This window comes from Actinomadura xylanilytica, from assembly GCF_030283145.1.
Taxonomy (GTDB): domain Bacteria; phylum Actinomycetota; class Actinomycetes; order Streptosporangiales; family Streptosporangiaceae; genus Spirillospora; species Spirillospora xylanilytica.
In genome coordinates this window covers 1,394,646-1,411,188 of the sequence record NZ_JASNWE010000002.1, presented here as the reverse complement: position 1 = coordinate 1,411,188, position 16,543 = coordinate 1,394,646, and the positions used below count along the sequence as shown (strand labels likewise).

Below are 16,543 nucleotides of genomic sequence, written 5' to 3'. Positions count from 1 at the left end.
TGGGGGTCGAGGTGGTGCTTCCGGATGGCATGCCGAGGTCACGTTTCCCCCACCATCGCCGCCTATCCGGTCAATTTCCTTGCCGCTTCGGTCACCGCGTACTTGGCACCGTCCATAGCGGTCTGCGCGGGGATGAGCGAGGTCTTCGGATTCGTCCGGTGAACCGACCCGTTGTAGGTGACGAACAGAATGACGTTCCCCACCCGTACGGTGACCGAACCGCCTGTCCTGGGCTGGTAGCCGAGATATGCCTCGTCCCCGATCCCGTCCACCTTCTTGAGCTGCTCCCGCGGGCCGCCCGGGGTAGCTCGGATCGTTCCGCAGTGCGCGCACCGCGTTGGGGATCGCCTCTCCCGTCAAGCGGTCCTCGTGCACTTGGGTCTGAATATCCAGTATCCGAAAGAAGATGGCCGTTCTGGTGCCCCTAGGGGTCGCATGCGCGAGCCACGTGCAGTACCCGGCCGTGGACCTGTCCGGTCGGAGTCGGGCTCACCGGCGTTCCGGCCACCGGCGTTCTGGCCACCGGCGTGCCCAAGGTTCATGGGCTTTCGGTCGCGGCCGTCCGAGCGCTCGCCGAAGGACACGGTTCGGCATCGCCGCGGGGCCCTCGATGGGCGGCAAGTGGCACGGCACCGAAGACGGCCACGTGTTCGCGGCCGGATGGGTGAGCCGATCCATCCGGACTCGGTCGGCTGGCTCATGACGAAGACCGTCCGGGCGTACACGCTCCGAAGACCGGGCCGCGCCCGGTGGAACCGCTTCCCACGCTCGGCCCATGTCGTCCGGTCCGCAGAGGCCGTTGCGGCTGACGTGTTCGCCGCGATGAGCACAGCGTGGACCGCGCTGTTAGCAGACCCGTTGACAAAGGCCCCTTGCGAGTGATCGCAAGGGGCCTCTGAGGTGGAGCCGCCTAACGGAATCGAACCGTTGACCTATTCATTACGAGTGAATCGCTCTACCGACTGAGCTAAGGCGGCCTGCCGTGGGGCACGGCGGGATGAAGTCTACCGGGTCCCGGGCAGTGCGTGCATCAGTGGCAGAGGGTGCCGTTCTTGGGCGGCTCGGCCGTGGTCAGGTAGCGGTCGGTGGCCCGGGTGATGCAGGTGTTGCCCTGGAGGTAGGCCGTGTGGCCGTCGCCGTCCAGGCTGAGCAGGACGCCGGAGTCGAGCTGGGAGGCGAGGCTCTCGGCCCACTTGTACGGCGTGGCGGGGTCGCGGAGGGTGCCGATCACCAGGATGGGCGCGGCGCCCTTGGCCGTGACGGGCTCGGGCCGCCGCTTGGTCTGGACGGGCCAGTAGACGCAGGGGAGGCCGCCCCAGACGACGAACGGGCCGAAGAGCGGCGAGCTCCTCTTGGCCTCGTCGGCGGACGTGCCGTAGGTGGCGGCGTCAGGCGGATTGGGCTTGTCGACGCAGTTCACCGCCATGTTGGCGTCGGTCTGGTTGCTGTAGGTGCCGTCAGGCCCGCGTTCGACCATCTGGTCGGCCAGGCGCAGGAGGAGGGTGCCGTCGCCGTTCTGGACGGCCTGGGCCAGCGCCTGCCGCAGGACGGGCCAGGACTCCTTGGCGTAGAGGGCCGTGGCGATGCCCATCGTGACCCAGGATTCGTTGATCTTCCGGGTGTCGAGGGTGTTGGTGAGGGGGGTCTCGTCCGTCTTGCGGAGAAGGTCGGCGACCTTGGCCTTCGCGGCGCCGGCCGTGGTGCCGAGCGGGCAGGTCCTCTTGACGCAGTCGGCGACGAACGCGCGGAAGGCGGTCTCGAAGCCCTTCGACTGCTCGACCAGGGTTCCGGTCGAGGACTCCTTGGGGTCGAGCGCGCCGTCGAGGACCAGGGCGCGGACGTTCTTCGGGAACTGCTCGGCGTAGAGCGCGCCCAGGTAGGTGCCGTAGGAGGCGCCGTAGTAGGTGAGCTTCCGGTCGCCCACGGCGGCGCGGAGGACGTCGATGTCGTGGGACGCGTCGACGGTGCCCATGTGCGGGAGCATCTGCGCGGCCTTCGCCTGGCAGGCCTGCGCGTACGCCTTGCTCTCCGCGGCGAACGCGTCGACCTCCCTCTTGTCGTCGGGCGACGAGTCCGCGCCGAAGAAGGCGTCGAGCTGGGGGCCGGTCATGCAGCGGACGGGGGCGCTGGCGCCGACACCGCGGGGGTCGAACCCGACGATGTCGAAGCGCCGGCGCAGGTCGGCGCCGAACGTACGGGCCACGCTGCGGGCGAACCCCACGCCCGAACCGCCAGGCCCGCCGGGGTTGGTGAACAGGGAGCCGACCCGCTTGGAGGGGTCGCTCGCGGGCAGCCTGATGAGGGACAGCTTGAGCCTGGAGCCGTTCGGTTTGGCGTAGTCGAGGGGGACTTCGACGGCCGTGCACTGGAATCCGTCGCCGCAGTCCTTCCAGGTCGGCTTCTGCTGGTAGAAGGCGTCCATCCCGGATTTGGCGTCGGACGAGGCCGCCTGCTGCTGCGTACGACTGCCGCCACCACCGCCGCCGCTGCACGCCGCCGCCAATGTGAGCGCCCCGACCGCGCTGATGAACCTCGCTGCCCGCACTTGGCCCCATCTCGTCGTAGCTGTCTGTATGCCCGCGCCTACGCTATGTCCCCATCGGGGTGCGGGGCCAGCGCCTTCAGCTTCCGGCGTGCTCGCGCTCGATGCCGTCCAGCAGCCAGTTGAGCCCCTTCTCGAAGTCGTCCTCACCGTAGACGCCGGTCTCGACGACCGATCTGAGGTAGGGGAACTCGCCGCCCGCCAGAAGGTCCCGGACGTAGGACTGCTCCAGCAGGCTGTGTTCGACGACCTTCAGGTCGTGCACGCCCCTCTCCCGGATCCGCTGCTCTTGGGTCATGACGCCGAGCATGTAGTGGTCGATGGTGATGACGATCTCCATCTGGCTGCGCGGGTCGTCGGTGAGCTTGGACGCGGCCCGCAGCGACTGGTCGGCGTGCCGCAGCCCGTTCGGGCCGATCCTGGACGAACGTCCGGCGAGCTGGAACATCCACGGGTGCTCCAGGCCGGTCGCGCGCTCCCTGCGGGTGATCTGGAGGAACGCCTCGCGCCAGTCGGACGGCAACTCCCCCTCGATCAGGACGTCGGCCGCGACCTCGTCGTACATGAGGTCGAGCAGATCCTCCTTGCGGTCGATATGCCCGTAAAGGCTCATCGCGCGGACGCCCAGTTCACCGGCCACGCGGCGGATGGACACCGCCGCCATCCCCTCGGCGTCGGCGAGCTTGATCGCGGCGGCGACGATCGCCTCCCGCGACAGCTTCGAACGGCGACCCCCGCGGGGGCGCTCCCACACGTCGTATCTCGCCGGCAGGTCCCCACGGTCGCCGGTCGCTGATCCAGGCACATCCCGATCGTACCCATACGGCGTACGGAGTGGGCGATACGGCGTACGCCGAACCGAGACACTGTACGGATCAAGCGATACGGTGTACGGTGATGCCGATACGGTGTACGTTCACTGATCCGGAAGGCGGCTTGATGACCACCGCAGAGACCCAGGCCCCGGCCGTCCGGGCTGGGACCGACCCGCACCTGAAGCGCCTGGCGATCGTCGTCGTCCTCGGCACGATCATGACCGTCCTCGACACCACGATCGTGAACGTCGCGGTCAACACCCTCGGAAAGGACTTCGACACCTCGCTGTCGACCATCCAGTGGGTGGTGACCGGCTACACGCTCGCCCTGTCCGTGGCGATCCCCCTGACCGGCTGGTCGGTGCGGCGGTTCGGCTCCCGCACGATGTGGCTGACGTCGCTCTGCCTGTTCATCGCGGGCTCCCTACTGTGCGGGCTCGCCTGGTCGGTGCCCTCGCTGATCGCGTTCCGCGCGCTCCAGGGGCTCGGCGGCGGCATGCTGATGCCGGTCGGGCAGACCATGCTGGCCCGCGCGGCCGGCCCCGACCGGATGGGCCGCGTGATGAGCATCGTCTCGGTCCCCGCGATGCTCGCGCCGGTGCTCGGCCCACTGCTGGGCGGAGTGATCGTCGACAACCTGAGCTGGCGCTGGCTGTTCTACGTCAACATCCCGTTCTGCGCGGTGGCCCTGCTGACCGCCGTCCGGTTGCTGCCGCGCGACACCGAGCGCGACTCCTCCGCCCGCCTGGACGTCGTCGGCATGGTGCTGCTCTCACCGGGCGTCGCCGCCATGGTGTACGGACTGTCGGAGGCCGGGAACGGCGCCGACCTGTCCGGCCCCCGCTTCCTGGTCAGCGCCGTCGGCGGCGCGGTGCTGGTGGCCGCCTTCGTCGTCCACGCACTGCGCAAGGGTTCCGACGCGCTGATCGACCTGCGGCTGCTGCACACCCGGTCGTTCACCACCGCGACCGGCGGGTTCTTCCTCTACAGCGCGTCCCTGTTCGGGTTGATGATCCTCATCCCGCTGTTCGCCGGGATCGTCCGGGGCGATTCGGCGCTGGAGTCCGGCTGGCTGCTGGCCCCGCTGGGGCTCGGCGCCATGGTCACGATGCTGCTCGCAGGACGGCTGACCGACCGGTACGGCGCCCGCTGGGTCGCTGCCGGGGGCATCGCGATCGTGCTCGCCGGCACGGTCCTGCTCAGCTTCGTCGAGGCGTCGACCGGACGCCTTGTGCTCATGGGAGCGACCCTGGTCATCGGCATCGGGCACGGCTTGGTCGCCCCGTCCCTGATGGCCGCGAGCTACCAGGGCCTCCCCCGCACCTCGATGCCGGCGGCGACCACCGGCGCCAACATCCTGATCCGGGTCGGCAGCTCGTTCGGCACGGCCGCGCTGGCCGTCGTCCTGCAACTGGCGATCCGCGCCGAGATCCCGGGGGCGAGCGGCAATCTGAAGGAGGCCGCCGCAGACCACACCGCACCGACCCCAACCCTGCTGACCACCGCGTTCACGCACACGTTCGGATGGGCCGCCGCGATCATGTTGCTGGCACTGGTCCCCGTCCTGACCCTCTCGCGCCGCAAGCCCGCGGCCGAAGCGCCGACCGCATAGCCGTCCCCCCGCGGGTCCCTGCCGCACCGCCGTCCAGCGACGAACGCCGAGGGTGAGGTGGGCGGCACCTCGCCCGCCTCACCTCCCCACCAACGCACTCTCGGACATGAGTCCCCGGCAGGTGCACGATCGGCAGCGCGGCGGGCGGGCGATGGGATGGGTGGGTGAGGTTGCGCGCGTGGGTTGGCAAGGGGGCTTGCGTCACGCGCGTATGGGCGGCTGTGGGGACCGCCCGGTCTCTGGACGGATCAGGAGCCGGTGGACGCACCGCCGCTCGGCTGACCGCTCGGCCTCTCGCCGGGCGGGCCGCTACCTGGGCCGCCCTGTCCTCGTTGCGGAGCCAGCGACGAGCACGCCGTCATCGCCTTCTGCTCGGCCGCCGACCGGGACGGCCGGCCGCTCGGGGGGCCGGACGGCGCACCACTGGGACGATCCGAAGGCGCTCCGCTGGCGCGGTCCGTCGGTGCTCCGCTGGGACGGCCGGACGGCGCGCCACTGGGGCGGGCCGAAGGCGGTCCGCTGGGGCGGGCCGAGGGTGCTCCGCTGGGCGGGGTGGCGCCGCGACTGCCGCGCTCGGGCATCTTCACGCCCTGTTTCTCCATGCACGCTTGGAAGGCCGCCATCGGGTCCGCCGGAGCGGATCGCGCGGCCTTGGCCGTGTCGCCCGCGTTCCCGCATGCCGCGCAGCACAGCAGCGCCCCCACGATGCCGGCACCGCTCAGCGCGCGGCCTGCGCGTGTGGAAACCCTCATCGGCTCGCCCTTCCTGATCAGTTTCCGCGGCCGGGCCGGGTGCCCTCGCCGATGGCGGTCGCGATGACGGAGCCGTCCTCGGCCGTGGTCCCGCTCACGACGAGGCCCGCTCCCGAGGAGAGGTCCTTCACCGTGCCCGCCTTGGTGACGCGGATCTTGGTGGAGCCGCTGGTCTTGACCGTGACGGTCTGGCCCGACGAGGTACGGAGGTAGACCGTGTTTCCCTCGATCTTGGTGACGGTCCCGACCGTCATCCCGCCGCCGCCGGCGCCGGCGGCGCCGTTGTCAGGTGCGCCCCCCGCGCCCGGTATTCCTCCGCCTCCGGATGCTCCCCCGCCCCCGGGTGCTCCTCCGCCTCCGGGCATGGCTCCGCCTTCTGGGGCGGCGCCGCCTCCGGGGACTCCGCCGTAGCCGCCCGCACGGCCGTAGCCGCCGGCAGCGGTCATGCCGCCGGGGGCGCCGGACCTGGGCTCGGAACCGCCACCGTCGGATCTCCACTTCTGCGCCTGTACTCCGCCGATGAATCCGGCGACCAGGATGAGCCCGGCGACGAGGTAGAGCGTCGGGCCGGGCAACACCCGTTGCCGGGGCGGCGCCGCCAGCTCGGCATCGAGGTCCCCCTCGAAGGGTGAGGTCGCCAGGAGATCGGCCGCATCGGAGGTGGAGCCTGGACCAGGCTCGTCGGGCGGCGATGAGCCGACGCGGCCTGAGGCGGTGGGGTGGGGGGCGGTCACGCGGGTCTCCTTCTCACTCATGCCGGAGCGCCTCGATGGGGCGCAGCTTGGCCGCGCGGTTCGCCGGGTAGCTGCCGAAGAACAGGCCGATGGCGATCGAGACGCCCAGCGCGAGGGCGATCGACGACGGCACCAGGACGGGTCTGACGCCGACGATGGTGAAGCGGCTGCCGATCACCCCGGCGGCGACGCCGAGCAGGCCGCCGAGCAGGCTGAGGACGGTGGCCTCGGCCATGAACTGGCCGAGGATGGCGCCGCGGGGGGCGCCGATGGCCTTGCGGATGCCGATCTCCCTGGTCCGCTCGGTGACGGTGACGAGCATGATGTTGGTGATGCCGATGCCGCCGACGAGCAGGCTGATCGCGGCCACCGCGCCGAGCAGGACGGTGAAGGTGCGGCTGGACTCGCCGACCGCCGACTGAATGCTGGCCTGGCTGGAGACCGAGAAGTCGGCGGCGCCGGAGGAGGCGACGTCGTGCCGTCCGTTGAGGATCTCGGTGATCTCGGCCTCGGCGGCGTCCACCGCACCGCTGTCCTTGGCCTGGACGATGACCTGGTCGAGGCCGCCGTACCCGGTCAGGCTCTGCTGGACGGCGGTCAGGGGCGCGATCGCGATGCTGTCGGGGTCGGTGAAGCTCGACGAGGACGAGCCCGACTCCTTGAGCACGCCGGTGACGGTGAAGCGGATCCCGTCCACGTCGATGCGCTTGCCGAGCGGGTCCACCCGGCCGAACAGGTCCTCGGCGAGGGAGCTGCCGATGACCACGGTCTTGCCCGCGGCGGTCACGTCGTCGCCGGTGAAGGCCGAACCGGAGGCCACGGTCTTGTTCGCGGCGGCGAAGTAGGACGGGGTGGTGCCGACGAACTGGTCGATCGTGGCGCTCGTCCCCGCATAGCCGGCGGTCACCGACGGTGACGTCACCACCGGTGAGGCGGTCTCGACCGAGGGGGCGTTGACCGGGTCCACGAGCGCGGCGGCGTCCTGGGCGGTGAGGTCGTGGGCCTGCGTGCGCGGCCCGGAGCTCTGCTCGCTCTGGCCGCCGGACCTGCCGCCCGGCATGCCGGGGCGTCCGCCGGTCGTCGACTGGGTGACGGTCAGCGAGTCGGCGCCGAGCCGCTGGATGCTCTTCTTGATCTGTTCCGAGGAGCCGTTGCCGACGGCGACGAGCAGGATCACCGCGCCGACGCCGATGAGGACGCCCAGCGTGGTGAGAGAGCTGCGCAGTTTGTTGGCCATCAGCCCGCGCAGCGCGAACCGGAGCACCTCCAGCGCGCTCACCGGGCGCCCTCCGGCATCCGGTGCCGCGCGCCCGTGGTCCGCCTGCGGTCCTCGACGACGCGGCCGTCCACGAGCCGGACCAGGCGCTGGGCGTGCGCGGCGACGTCGTCCTCGTGGGTGATCAGGACGATGGTCCGGCCGCTGCGGCTGAGGCGGTCGAACAGGCCCAGCATGTCGGCGGTGGACGCGCTGTCCAGGGCGCCGGTCGGCTCGTCGGCCAGCAGCAGCGTCGGGGCGGTGACCAGCGCGCGGGCCACGGCGACCCGCTGCTGCTGTCCTCCGGACAGCTCGTTCGGCTCGTGCCGGGTCCGGTCGGCGAGGCCCACCTCGCCCAGCGCGGCGAGCGCGCGGCGGCGCCGGTCGGCGCCGCGCACCCCGCCGTAGGCGAGCGGCAGTTCCACGTTGGCCTGCGCGCTCATCCGGGGGATCAGATTGAACGACTGGAAGACGAACCCGATGCGGCGGTTGCGCAGGATCGCCAGGCGGCGCTCGTCCAGGCCGCGGACGTCGGTGCCGTCCAGGAGGTAGTGACCGGCGCTCGGGACGTCCAGGCAGCCGATGATGTTCATCAGCGTGGACTTGCCGGAGCCGGACGCCCCCATGATCGCCACGTAGTCGCCGCGCTCCACGGTGAGGGTGATGCCGCGCAGCGCGTGCACGGCGGTGTCACCTTCGCCGTAGACCTTGGTCACCGCACGGATATCGAGGACCGGCGGTGAGGTCATCGTCGGCCTCCGCCGGGGCCGCCGCCGCCGGGCATCCCACCGCCCGGCATACCGCCGCCACCGCCGGGCATGCCGCCGCCCGTCCTGGTACCGCCCGTCTTGGTGCCGCCCGTCTTGGTGCCGGAGCCCGTCGTGGTCGTGAGCGCGATCTGGTCGCCCTCCTGGACCCCGGATTTGATCTCGGTGCCCTGGTCGCCCTTGACGCCGGTCTCCACCTGGACCTGCTGCCGCTCGCCCGCGCGGACGACGGTGACCGTGCTCTGCCCGCCCGCGGTGCGGACGGCGGCGGTGGGCACGTAGAGCACGTCGGACGCCTTCGCCACGGTGATCTCCACGGTGGCGGTCTGGCCGATCCGGACGCCGGACGGGACGCCGGTGAGGCCGATCTGCGCGGCGAACTTCACCACGTTGTCGGTGGTCGTCGGGGTGGCGCCGATGCCGGTGATCGTGCCGGTGGCGGTCTTGCCGGTGAGCGCGTCGAAGGTCACCGAGGCGGACTGGCCGACCTTGAGCCGGGTGGTGTCGGCCTCGGTGAACTGCCCCTCGACCTGGAGCCGGCCGGTGTCGGCGAGTTCGATGAAGCCCGATCCGGACGACGACGAGGACGAGGAGGAGCCCGACGCCCCGGAGACCCCCGCCCCTCCCGAGCCGGACGCCCCGGACGCGGACGTCCCGGACGGCGACGACCCCGAACCGCTCGACGAGCCGCCGACCGTCCCGTTGACGCTGGTCACGGTCGCGGAGAACGGCGCTTTGAGCACCGTCCCGGAGACCTTACGGACGGCGGCGTTGTAGGAGTTCTTCACCTTGACGTACTCGGCGTATCCCTGATCGGTGGAGGTGTCCTTCTGCGCCGCGACGGCCAGGTTCGCCTTGGCCGCCGTGAGCTCCTCCAGCGCCTCGGTCTGGTCCAGCCGCGCCAGCGACTCGCCCGCGGAGACCTTTTCACCGGCCTTGACGTAGATCTTGGCGACGGTGCCGGAGGCGTCGAACGAGAGCGACCGGCTGCGGCGGCTCGCCACCGAGCCGGAGGCCGACACGGAGGAGACCACGGTGCCGCGCGCGACCTGGGCGGTCCGGGTGGCCGCGGCGGCATCGTCGCCGCCGCCCGCGAGAGTGAGGTACCCGAGACCCGCACCGCCGGCGAGCAGCACGCCGAGCGTGCCGTTGACCAGCAGAGAGCGACGTGGGGACGGCCGGTTCATGAGGAGAGGCTGGTGGACCCGTCTTGACCTCTCCTGAGCCGAGTCTGAGATTTCCATGAGAGAGCGGGAGGGCGCGGCGGCCCGACGTCCCTCGGGCCTGAAATAGGTCCGGCGAGGGGGGTGTTTCCCCGGACATGGGCCCACAACAGGACAATGCAGCACAGCGGACGCACGTGAAGATCGAGCAGAGCGCCAAGCGGGTGCGGGCGTATCTGGGCGGCCGGCTGGTGGCCGACACGGTTCGGCCGTCGCTCGTCTGGGAGATCCCCTACTACCCCACCTACTACTTCCCGGTGGCCGACGTGCGGGCGGACCTCGTGCCGGACGGGCCGGGCGAGCATTCGCCGGCCCGGGGCGACGCGTCCGTCCACACGGTGAAGGTGGACGGGGCCACGGCCCCGGGCGCGGCCGTCCGGTACGAGGACTCGCCGGTCGAGGAGCTGCGCGGCCTCGTCCGGATCGACTGGGACGCGATGGACGCGTGGTTCGAGGAGGACGAGGAGGTGTTCGTCCACCCGCGGAGCCCGTACGCGCGGATCGACATCCTGGCCAGCTCGCGGAACGTCCGGATCGAGGTGGAGGGGGTGACGGTGGCGGAGTCGAGCAGCCCGCGCCTGCTGTTCGAGACGGGGCTGCCGGTCCGCTACTACCTGCCGAAGACGCACGTCCGGATGGACCTGCTGGAGCCGAGCGACACCGTGACCGGGTGCCCCTACAAGGGCCGGGCGGAGTACTGGTCGATCCGGGCGGGCGGCCGGGTGCACCAGGATCTGGCGTGGTCCTACAGCGCGCCGCTGGAGGAGAGCCGGCAGGTCACCGGGCTCGTCTGCTTCTACGACGAGAAGGTCGACGTCTTCGTGGACGGCGTACGGCAGGAGCGGCCCAAGACCAAGTTCTGAGGGTTCTACCTCTCCCTGGCCAACCCGCTGTGGACCGCGGGCGAACGGCGCGGCCGGGTCGAGGCGGTGCGGCACGAGGCCCCGGCGCGGCCACCGCGCGCAGAAGTCCCGGGCCGCATAGGGCGTACGGCCCTGCGTCCGAATCCGGCCGCACCCGGCCGCAAATGTGCGGTGCGCGGGCTGCCCCTACACAGCCCGTACACCGCCGTTGGAGGTGCGCGCCCGACCGGCCCCCGCCGGCGGCGCGCGAGGGCGTCGTCAGACGCAGTTGGTGCTCGTCCAGTTCTCGATCGGCGTCTCGTCGAGCATGTTGATCGGGCCCCGGCCCTGGATGATCGCGTTGACCATGTCCTCGTTGTCGGCGTCGTCGTGCCCGGGGTTGTAGAGCTGCTCGTAGTGCAGGTGCGGGCGGCCCTCGGCGCCGACGTCGCTCATGTAGCCGATGACCTGGTGCCGCTTGACCTTCGTGCCCGCCTTCACCCGTCGGGTCATGTGCATGTAGGTGGTGAACCACCCCTCGCCATGCCTGATCTCCAGGCCACCGGGGGCGAAGAGCTCGTGCACCACGCCGTCGGCGGACGCGCGGATCGGGCTGCCCGTCGTCATCCCGTACCGGTACATGTCGATCTTCTTGCCGGTCGTGTCGTGCCCCTCGTAGGTCTGCGCGAGGACCTTCACGTCGCAGCCGAACGGGAGCCGGAAGTCCGGCCTGTCGGGATAGGGATCCTCGCCCGCCGAGACCGGCGAGACCGCCGCGGTCGCCGCGGTCGCCGCGGTCGGCGAGACCAGCGCGGCGCCCGCCGGGGCCGGTGCGGCGACGGACGCCACGACGGCGGCCGAGACCGTTGCGGCCACCGTGCCGGCGAGTACGGTACGAGTTCTCTGCATCTCTCTCCCCGTTCAATCCTGCCGAACGTCCGACCCCGTCCAGACGATAGGCCGGGGCGTTATCGATCCCTTATCGACGCCCGATTCCGGGTAGGAGGCCGCCTTCGCCTGCCGTCACAATGAACGAACCCCTCGCCCACTGGAGCGTGCACGTGTCCACCCCTCCTCCGTCCCCACAGGAAGCGGCCTCCTGGGCCGAGTTCACCGCCCGCCTGCGCGAACTGTACGACTGGTGCGGAGCGCCGAAGTACCGTGCGCTGTGCGGCAGGAACGCCGGGCTCTCCCCTGCCGCCATCTCGACGCTCATCGGCAAGAATCCGCTGACCCGGCCTCCGGAAACCGCCACCGCCCGTTTCGTCTCGGCCTGCCTGGGCTATCAGGAATGGCCGGACGCCGAATCCGAAATGGCACGCTGGCGGGCCCACTGGAAACACCTCAACGAGCCCCGGCCCGTCCCACCGGCCACGGCGGCAGCGCCACCCGCCCCCGCACCCGCACCCGTCGTGAACGCACCGTCGGGCGCGTCGCACGACGTCTCGTCGGACGCCTCGCGTGATGCATCGTCCGGCGGCACGCCGTCCGGCACCGCGACCCGCGCCCCGTCTGCGGAGGCTCACGACAACGACGCGTCCGACACCGAGTACGCGGACGACTCGGACACGACACCGCAGCACACCTCGTCCGCCACGACCACCGTGTCCGAGCCATCCGTGTCGCCCACGCCGCCCGCACCCCCGGCGTCGTCCGCGCCGTTCGACGGGCGTGCCCGCCGCCTCGCGCTGCTCACGATCGCGATCGTGACGGCGGCCGTCACCGCGGCCGTGGTGGCGTTCCTCGTCGTTCCGGGCGGGGACCGGTCCGACCCGGCGACCAGCTGCCAGTTCATCAGGGGTAACGTCGCGGACTCGCGGACGAAGCGGACCTGGCCGCATCTGTACCAGTGCCCCAACCGGCCGAACGCCGACGTGTACGCGGAGCCGCGCGCCGACGCGATGAGGATCGGCGTGCTGAAGACCGACCCGAGCTGGTTCATCTGCTGGACGCACGGCCGGCCGCACTCCGGCGGCAACGACATCTGGTACTACACCCAGGGCGACACGGAGACCGCCCGGCCCGACCTGAACTCGTGGGGATACGTGCCCGCGTACGAGCTGCACGTCGGCCGGCATCCGGACTCGCGGGTGGCCCGGGAGTGCGGCCAACTCTGATACCCGCCGGTATCGCGCTGCACAGCCGGTATCGGCTCGCACATCGGGCCTCGTTTGCGGCCCTGCCACTCGCAAGCCTGTCACCTGGGCGTTCAAAGTTCAGAACGGATCCGAACGGTCCTTGAACCCGCATTCGTGAACACCGCAGCCGGATCGGTGTCTAACTTCGTGCGGGACACAACGAGACGCCGGTCCCCCGGTGTCGCAGCCCCGCGAACGTCGAATGCAGACCCGCCGCAGAAAGGGTGACGGATCGGGTGACGGACCGCGTGAGCTTCCAGATTTTGGGTCCCCTACAGACCAGCGTCCAGCGGCATGCCATCGATATCGGTGGGCAACGCCCCCAGCTCGTCCTGGCGGCACTCCTGCTGGAACCCGACCGGGTGATACCGACCGACCGGCTCGTCGCCGCGGTCTGGGACGACGGGCCGCCCGTCTCGGCCCGCACCCAGATCGCCATCGCCGTCTCGCACCTGCGGCGCACGTTCAAGCAGGCGGGCTGCGCGCCGGGCGTGATCGAGACGGTGCGGCCGGGCTACCGGCTCCAGACCGCGGTCGCGGGCATCGACGCCCTGTCGGCCGAGCGGCATGTCACGGCCGCCCGCACGGCCCTGCGAGAAGGGCGCGGAGAGGAGGCGTCCGCGCGGTTCCGCACCGCCCTCGGCCTCTGGGAGGGGCCGGTCCTCGCCGGGCTGGACCGCTCGGTGATCACCGCCGGCGCGCTGCGCTGGGAGGAGCTGCGGCTCACCGTGATCGAGGAGGCGGCCCAGGTCGACCTCGCGCTCGGCCGGCACCACGAGCTGGTCGGCGAGCTGATGGGGCCGGTCTCCGAGCATCCGTTCCGCGAGCGGCTGCGCGCGCTGCTGATGATGGCGCTGGTCAGGGCCGGACGGCAGAGCGAGGCCCTCGCCGTCTACCGGGACGGCCGCCGGATCATCGCCGACGAGCTGGGGCTGGAACCCGGCCGCGGGCTGAGGGAGCTACACGAGGCGATCCTGCGCGACGACCCGTCCATGTACCAGCGGGCCGCCGCGCCCCGTGAGGCGCCCGCGCCGCCCATCGGCCCGACCACGTGCACGGGACGCGTACCGCGGGCCCGGCACCGGCGGCGCGGCGGGGGCGGAGCCCGCCGTCCCACCCGTCCCCGCCCGCGCCGCTGACCACCGCGACGGACCGCCGCCGCGTCCGGCCCCGCCAGCCGCCACGGCGGCGAGGCCGGACGGTTCGGCCGCATCCGCCGCCGCGCGGTCACCTCCGCCGCGCGGTCACCTCGACCGGGCGGTCACCTCGACCGCGAAATCGCGCCCGCCTGGCGCGCGCCGCGCCGTCCGCCTACCTGGTCCAGCGGTGCGAACGGATCGTGAGGCCGCCGGCGGTGATCGGCTTGGCCGTGACGGGCACCGGGTCGGAGATCTGGCTCTGGTAGTCCTTCTGCCGGTAGAACCTGACCTTGTTGTAGGGGTCGTTCGTCCGGCCGTTGTTCCAGATCGACCTGACCTTGATGCCGCACCGGACGGCGCCGCCCCGCCAGTCGGGGTCGTTCCCGCGCCAGTGGCAGCGCGTCCCCTGGCCGGCCTTGCCGCTCCACACGCAGACATCGCCCTTGGCGCACGACGCCTCCACCGCCACCGCGCCGGCGGCGCTCGGCGCGGTGAGGAGGGCGGCGCCGACCACCACCGCGGACACCGCTCCGGTCCTGACCCAGTCCATGTGCTCCCCGTTCCGCCGGAACCCCGCTGCCGGGGCTGACGAACCAACGGTAGGCATATCCGTCACCCTTTGACCACCGTGCGTGGCCGACTATGGCACGTTCAGGACGGAGACGACTCGCCCCCGGAAGGCTCACCACCGGACCCCTCGCCCGACTCCCCGCCCCCGGCCGCAGCACCATCGGACGCCCCGGTGTCGGGCTCCTTGTCGCCGTACACGGCCTCGTGCTGCCGGCGGGGCGAGCACACCGAGGCGGACGGGCAGGCGCAGCGCCCACCGCTGCTCAGCCGCACCGACACCGTGTCGGACGGCACGTTGCGCCCCACCACCTGGCCGGGGCCGCTGGGGGTCTCGACGCGCTCGCCGAGCGCGGGCATGCGCTCGTGCGCCTTGACGTACAGCGGGTGCTCGTACTTCAGGCAGCACATGAGCCGGCCGCAGGCACCGGCGATGCGCAGCGGGTTGACCGGGAGGTCCTGCTCCTTGGCCATCCGCACCGAGACGGGCTCGAAGTCCTTGAGGAACGTGGCGCAGCACAGGTCGCGCCCGCAGGGGCCGATGCCGCCCTGGAGGCGGGCCTCGTCGCGCGGGCCGACCTGCCGCAGCTCGACCCGGGCCTTGATGTTGCGGGCGAGGTCGCGGACCAGCGCGCGGAAGTCGACCCGGTGCGGCGCGGAGAAGTAGATCTTGAAGATGTTGTCGCGGTCGAGGAAGTCGACCCCGATGACCTTCATCGGCAGCTCGTGCTTGCGGATCAGCCGCTTGGCGACGCTCCGCCCCTCGGCGCGGCGGCGCCGGTTGCCCTCGTCGCGGGCGAGGTCCTCGTCGGTGGCGGGCCCGGCGCACTCGGGCAGGCCGCCGATGTCGTCGGAGACCCACTGCGGCGCCCACACGCACTCGGCCACCTCGGCGCCGGAGTCGGTCGGGACCAGGACCTTGTCGCCGACCCGGGGAGTGTGCGAACCGGGATCGAGATAGTAGAGCCGGCCGTAACGGGTGAAGCTGACTGCCATCACCATGCCCACGGTTTTGCTCCGTTCGCCCGGTTCCGTGGGACCAACCCTATGTCGTCCGGAATGTCGCCGCGCGCGGCGTGCTCACCACGCGGCGTCGGTGAGGTCGGCGGCGGGCAGTGTGCCGGTCCCCTGGGCGTAGATCCGGCCGTCGCTCACCGAGGCGAGCACGTGCCGTCCGGTGTGGTCGGGGTCGAGCCTGGACAGGTCGCCGCCGACCTTCTGCCGCCACAGCACCTTGGTCGGCTTCCCGGTCTGGACGGAGTACGCCTGCAAGGTGAGCTGCGTGTCCTGCTGCGCACCGGCGACGATGGTGCGGCCGTCCCGGCTCATGAACGCCGCACCGGCGCCCTTCGGCAGCATGAGGACGGGCCTGCTCGCCTTGAGGTCGCCGGACGGGCCCGCGGTGTTGAGCGCGCGCACCTGGTGCCGGGGCACGGTCGTCCGGCCGGCCGTCGTGCGCAGCGGGCTCCACACCAGGCAGAGCGTGCCGCCCGACCAGGACAGGCTGCCGATCCGGGCGGGCGATCTGGCCGTCCAGGTCTTGCGCGTCCCGGTCTTCAGCGACAGGACCTCGACCCGTCCGGCGGTGCCCTTGTACGTCACGTAGGCGATCCGGTCGCCGTCGGCGCTCACCGCCAGGTCGGACCAGGAGGTGGAGACGCCGGGGACGGTCGCCTCGGGGATCTCGGTCAGCTCCTTCGGCCGCCCCTGCTTGTCGAGGAGCAGGTGCTGGAAGGTGACCTTCCGGGCGCCGTAGGACGCGACGACGTACGAGCCGTCGCCCTTCGCCGCGACCCGCTGGAAACGGCGCCCCTGCGGCGCGGCCACGGGCAGCCCGACGTCGTTCCCGGTGCGGACGTCGCGGACGACGAGGGCGGCCCCCGTGCCGCGGACGCCGACGACGTAGCGCGGCTCGGTCCGCTCCTGCTTGGCCGCCGGCTGGGCGTCGTGCTGCTCCTCGCCGGCGCGCTGGTGGCGGTGCACCACGTCCAGGCCCGCGCCGACCGTCACGGCGGCGGCGGTGGCCAGTCCGAGCGGAACGGTCCGCTTCCAGACCGCCCTGATCCGCGAGGCCGGCGCCGACTCCTTGTGCTTGCCGTCCATGGGGATGACCCCGCACCCGCCTTCCGAGTCTCGACCGTCGTGTCGACCCGTCGT

The 16,543-nt window shown here is 71.7% G+C and carries 15 protein-coding genes and 1 tRNA gene; 4 read left to right on the top strand and 12 right to left on the bottom strand.

Features of this window, described 5'->3' with window-relative positions:
- Window positions 1-62: 62 nt before the first annotated feature.
- The 4 genes from QP090_RS17665 to QP090_RS17650 all read right to left on the bottom strand — a co-directional run bounded on the left by QP090_RS17665 (window position 63) and on the right by QP090_RS17650 (window position 3,347).
- The gene (locus tag QP090_RS17665) at window positions 63-272 is read right to left on the bottom strand and encodes a hypothetical protein (protein WP_285940012.1); all 210 of its coding nucleotides are present in this window, start codon (window positions 270-272) and stop codon (window positions 63-65) included.
- A gap of 629 nt (window positions 273-901) precedes the next feature.
- A tRNA-Thr gene (locus QP090_RS17660) sits at window positions 902-977 on the bottom strand.
- A 53-nt stretch (window positions 978-1,030) separates the two neighbouring features.
- Complete coding sequence (locus tag QP090_RS17655) at window positions 1,031-2,545, bottom strand: alpha/beta hydrolase (RefSeq protein ID WP_285940011.1); 1,515 nt, start codon at window positions 2,543-2,545, stop codon at window positions 1,031-1,033.
- Window positions 2,546-2,621: 76 nt separating this feature from the next.
- Window positions 2,622-3,347, bottom strand: coding sequence for a TetR/AcrR family transcriptional regulator (locus QP090_RS17650; protein WP_285940010.1), 726 nt, complete (start codon window positions 3,345-3,347; stop codon window positions 2,622-2,624).
- A 134-nt stretch (window positions 3,348-3,481) separates the two neighbouring features.
- Here QP090_RS17650 and QP090_RS17645 point away from each other — a divergent pair, with 134 nt between their 5' ends.
- On the top strand, window positions 3,482-4,969 hold the full coding sequence (locus tag QP090_RS17645; protein ID WP_285940009.1) for an MDR family MFS transporter: 1,488 nt from the start codon (window positions 3,482-3,484) through the stop codon (window positions 4,967-4,969).
- A 769-nt stretch (window positions 4,970-5,738) separates the two neighbouring features.
- Here the strand turns inward: QP090_RS17645 and QP090_RS17640 are convergent.
- From QP090_RS17640 to QP090_RS17625, 4 genes are read right to left on the bottom strand one after another with little or no spacing between them, the layout of a single operon-like run.
- On the bottom strand, window positions 5,739-6,455 hold the full coding sequence (locus QP090_RS17640) for a hypothetical protein (RefSeq protein WP_285940008.1): 717 nt from the start codon (window positions 6,453-6,455) through the stop codon (window positions 5,739-5,741).
- A gap of 13 nt (window positions 6,456-6,468) precedes the next feature.
- Complete coding sequence (locus QP090_RS17635) at window positions 6,469-7,734, bottom strand: ABC transporter permease (protein WP_285940007.1); 1,266 nt, start codon at window positions 7,732-7,734, stop codon at window positions 6,469-6,471.
- Window positions 7,731-8,459, bottom strand: coding sequence for an ABC transporter ATP-binding protein (locus QP090_RS17630; protein ID WP_285940006.1), 729 nt, complete (start codon window positions 8,457-8,459; stop codon window positions 7,731-7,733). The genes QP090_RS17635 and QP090_RS17630 overlap by 4 nt, the downstream gene beginning before the upstream one ends.
- Window positions 8,456-9,664, bottom strand: a complete 1,209-nt coding sequence (locus tag QP090_RS17625) for an efflux RND transporter periplasmic adaptor subunit (protein WP_285940005.1) — start codon at window positions 9,662-9,664, stop codon at window positions 8,456-8,458. Before QP090_RS17625 ends, QP090_RS17630 begins: the two co-directional genes overlap by 4 nt.
- A 134-nt stretch (window positions 9,665-9,798) precedes the next feature.
- Between QP090_RS17625 and QP090_RS17620 the strand changes: the two genes are divergently transcribed.
- Window positions 9,799-10,563, top strand: coding sequence for a DUF427 domain-containing protein (locus tag QP090_RS17620; protein ID WP_285940004.1), 765 nt, complete (start codon window positions 9,799-9,801; stop codon window positions 10,561-10,563).
- A gap of 258 nt (window positions 10,564-10,821) precedes the next feature.
- On the opposite strand, the gene QP090_RS17615 is transcribed toward QP090_RS17620, so the two are convergent.
- Window positions 10,822-11,451, bottom strand: coding sequence for a M23 family metallopeptidase (locus tag QP090_RS17615; RefSeq protein WP_285940003.1), 630 nt, complete (start codon window positions 11,449-11,451; stop codon window positions 10,822-10,824).
- Between the two features lie 119 nt (window positions 11,452-11,570).
- On the opposite strand from QP090_RS17615, the gene QP090_RS17610 reads away from it, so the two are divergent.
- Entirely contained in the window at window positions 11,571-12,659 is a 1,089-nt protein-coding gene (locus QP090_RS17610; RefSeq protein WP_285940002.1) for a hypothetical protein, read from the top strand.
- Between the two features lie 257 nt (window positions 12,660-12,916).
- Window positions 12,917-13,819: an AfsR/SARP family transcriptional regulator gene (locus QP090_RS17605; protein WP_285940001.1), complete on the top strand. Its 903-nt coding sequence runs from the start codon at window positions 12,917-12,919 to the stop codon at window positions 13,817-13,819.
- 172 nt (window positions 13,820-13,991) lie between these two features.
- Here the strand turns inward: QP090_RS17605 and QP090_RS17600 are convergent, their stop codons facing one another.
- From QP090_RS17600 to QP090_RS17590, 3 genes are all read right to left on the bottom strand, one after another.
- Window positions 13,992-14,369, bottom strand: a complete 378-nt coding sequence (locus QP090_RS17600) for a peptidase inhibitor family I36 protein (protein WP_285940000.1) — start codon at window positions 14,367-14,369, stop codon at window positions 13,992-13,994.
- 101 nt (window positions 14,370-14,470) lie between these two features.
- Window positions 14,471-15,388: a PSP1 domain-containing protein gene (locus QP090_RS17595; RefSeq protein ID WP_285939999.1), complete on the bottom strand. Its 918-nt coding sequence runs from the start codon at window positions 15,386-15,388 to the stop codon at window positions 14,471-14,473.
- A 78-nt stretch (window positions 15,389-15,466) separates the two neighbouring features.
- Window positions 15,467-16,489 carry a hypothetical protein gene (locus QP090_RS17590; RefSeq protein ID WP_285939998.1) on the bottom strand — a complete coding sequence of 341 codons (1,023 nt, stop codon included), beginning with the start codon at window positions 16,487-16,489 and terminating at the stop codon, window positions 15,467-15,469.
- Between the last annotated feature and the right edge of the window lie 54 nt (window positions 16,490-16,543).

Bases quoted from the DNA above. Each gene is read 5' to 3' on its own strand.
- QP090_RS17645 (WP_285940009.1), top strand. From the start codon at position 3,482: ATGACCACCGCAGAGACCCAGGCCCCGGCCGTCCGGGCTGGGACCGAC.
- QP090_RS17620 (WP_285940004.1), top strand. From the start codon at position 9,799: ATGGGCCCACAACAGGACAATGCAGCACAGCGGACGCACGTGAAGATC.
- QP090_RS17595 (WP_285939999.1), bottom strand. From the start codon at position 15,388: ATGGTGATGGCAGTCAGCTTCACCCGTTACGGCCGGCTCTACTATCTC.
- QP090_RS17615 (WP_285940003.1), bottom strand. From the start codon at position 11,451: ATGCAGAGAACTCGTACCGTACTCGCCGGCACGGTGGCCGCAACGGTC.
- QP090_RS17630 (WP_285940006.1), bottom strand. From the start codon at position 8,459: ATGACCTCACCGCCGGTCCTCGATATCCGTGCGGTGACCAAGGTCTAC.
- QP090_RS17600 (WP_285940000.1), bottom strand. From the start codon at position 14,369: ATGGACTGGGTCAGGACCGGAGCGGTGTCCGCGGTGGTGGTCGGCGCC.
- QP090_RS17590 (WP_285939998.1), bottom strand. From the start codon at position 16,489: ATGGACGGCAAGCACAAGGAGTCGGCGCCGGCCTCGCGGATCAGGGCG.
- QP090_RS17625 (WP_285940005.1), bottom strand. From the start codon at position 9,664: ATGAACCGGCCGTCCCCACGTCGCTCTCTGCTGGTCAACGGCACGCTC.
- QP090_RS17610 (WP_285940002.1), top strand. From the start codon at position 11,571: ATGAACGAACCCCTCGCCCACTGGAGCGTGCACGTGTCCACCCCTCCT.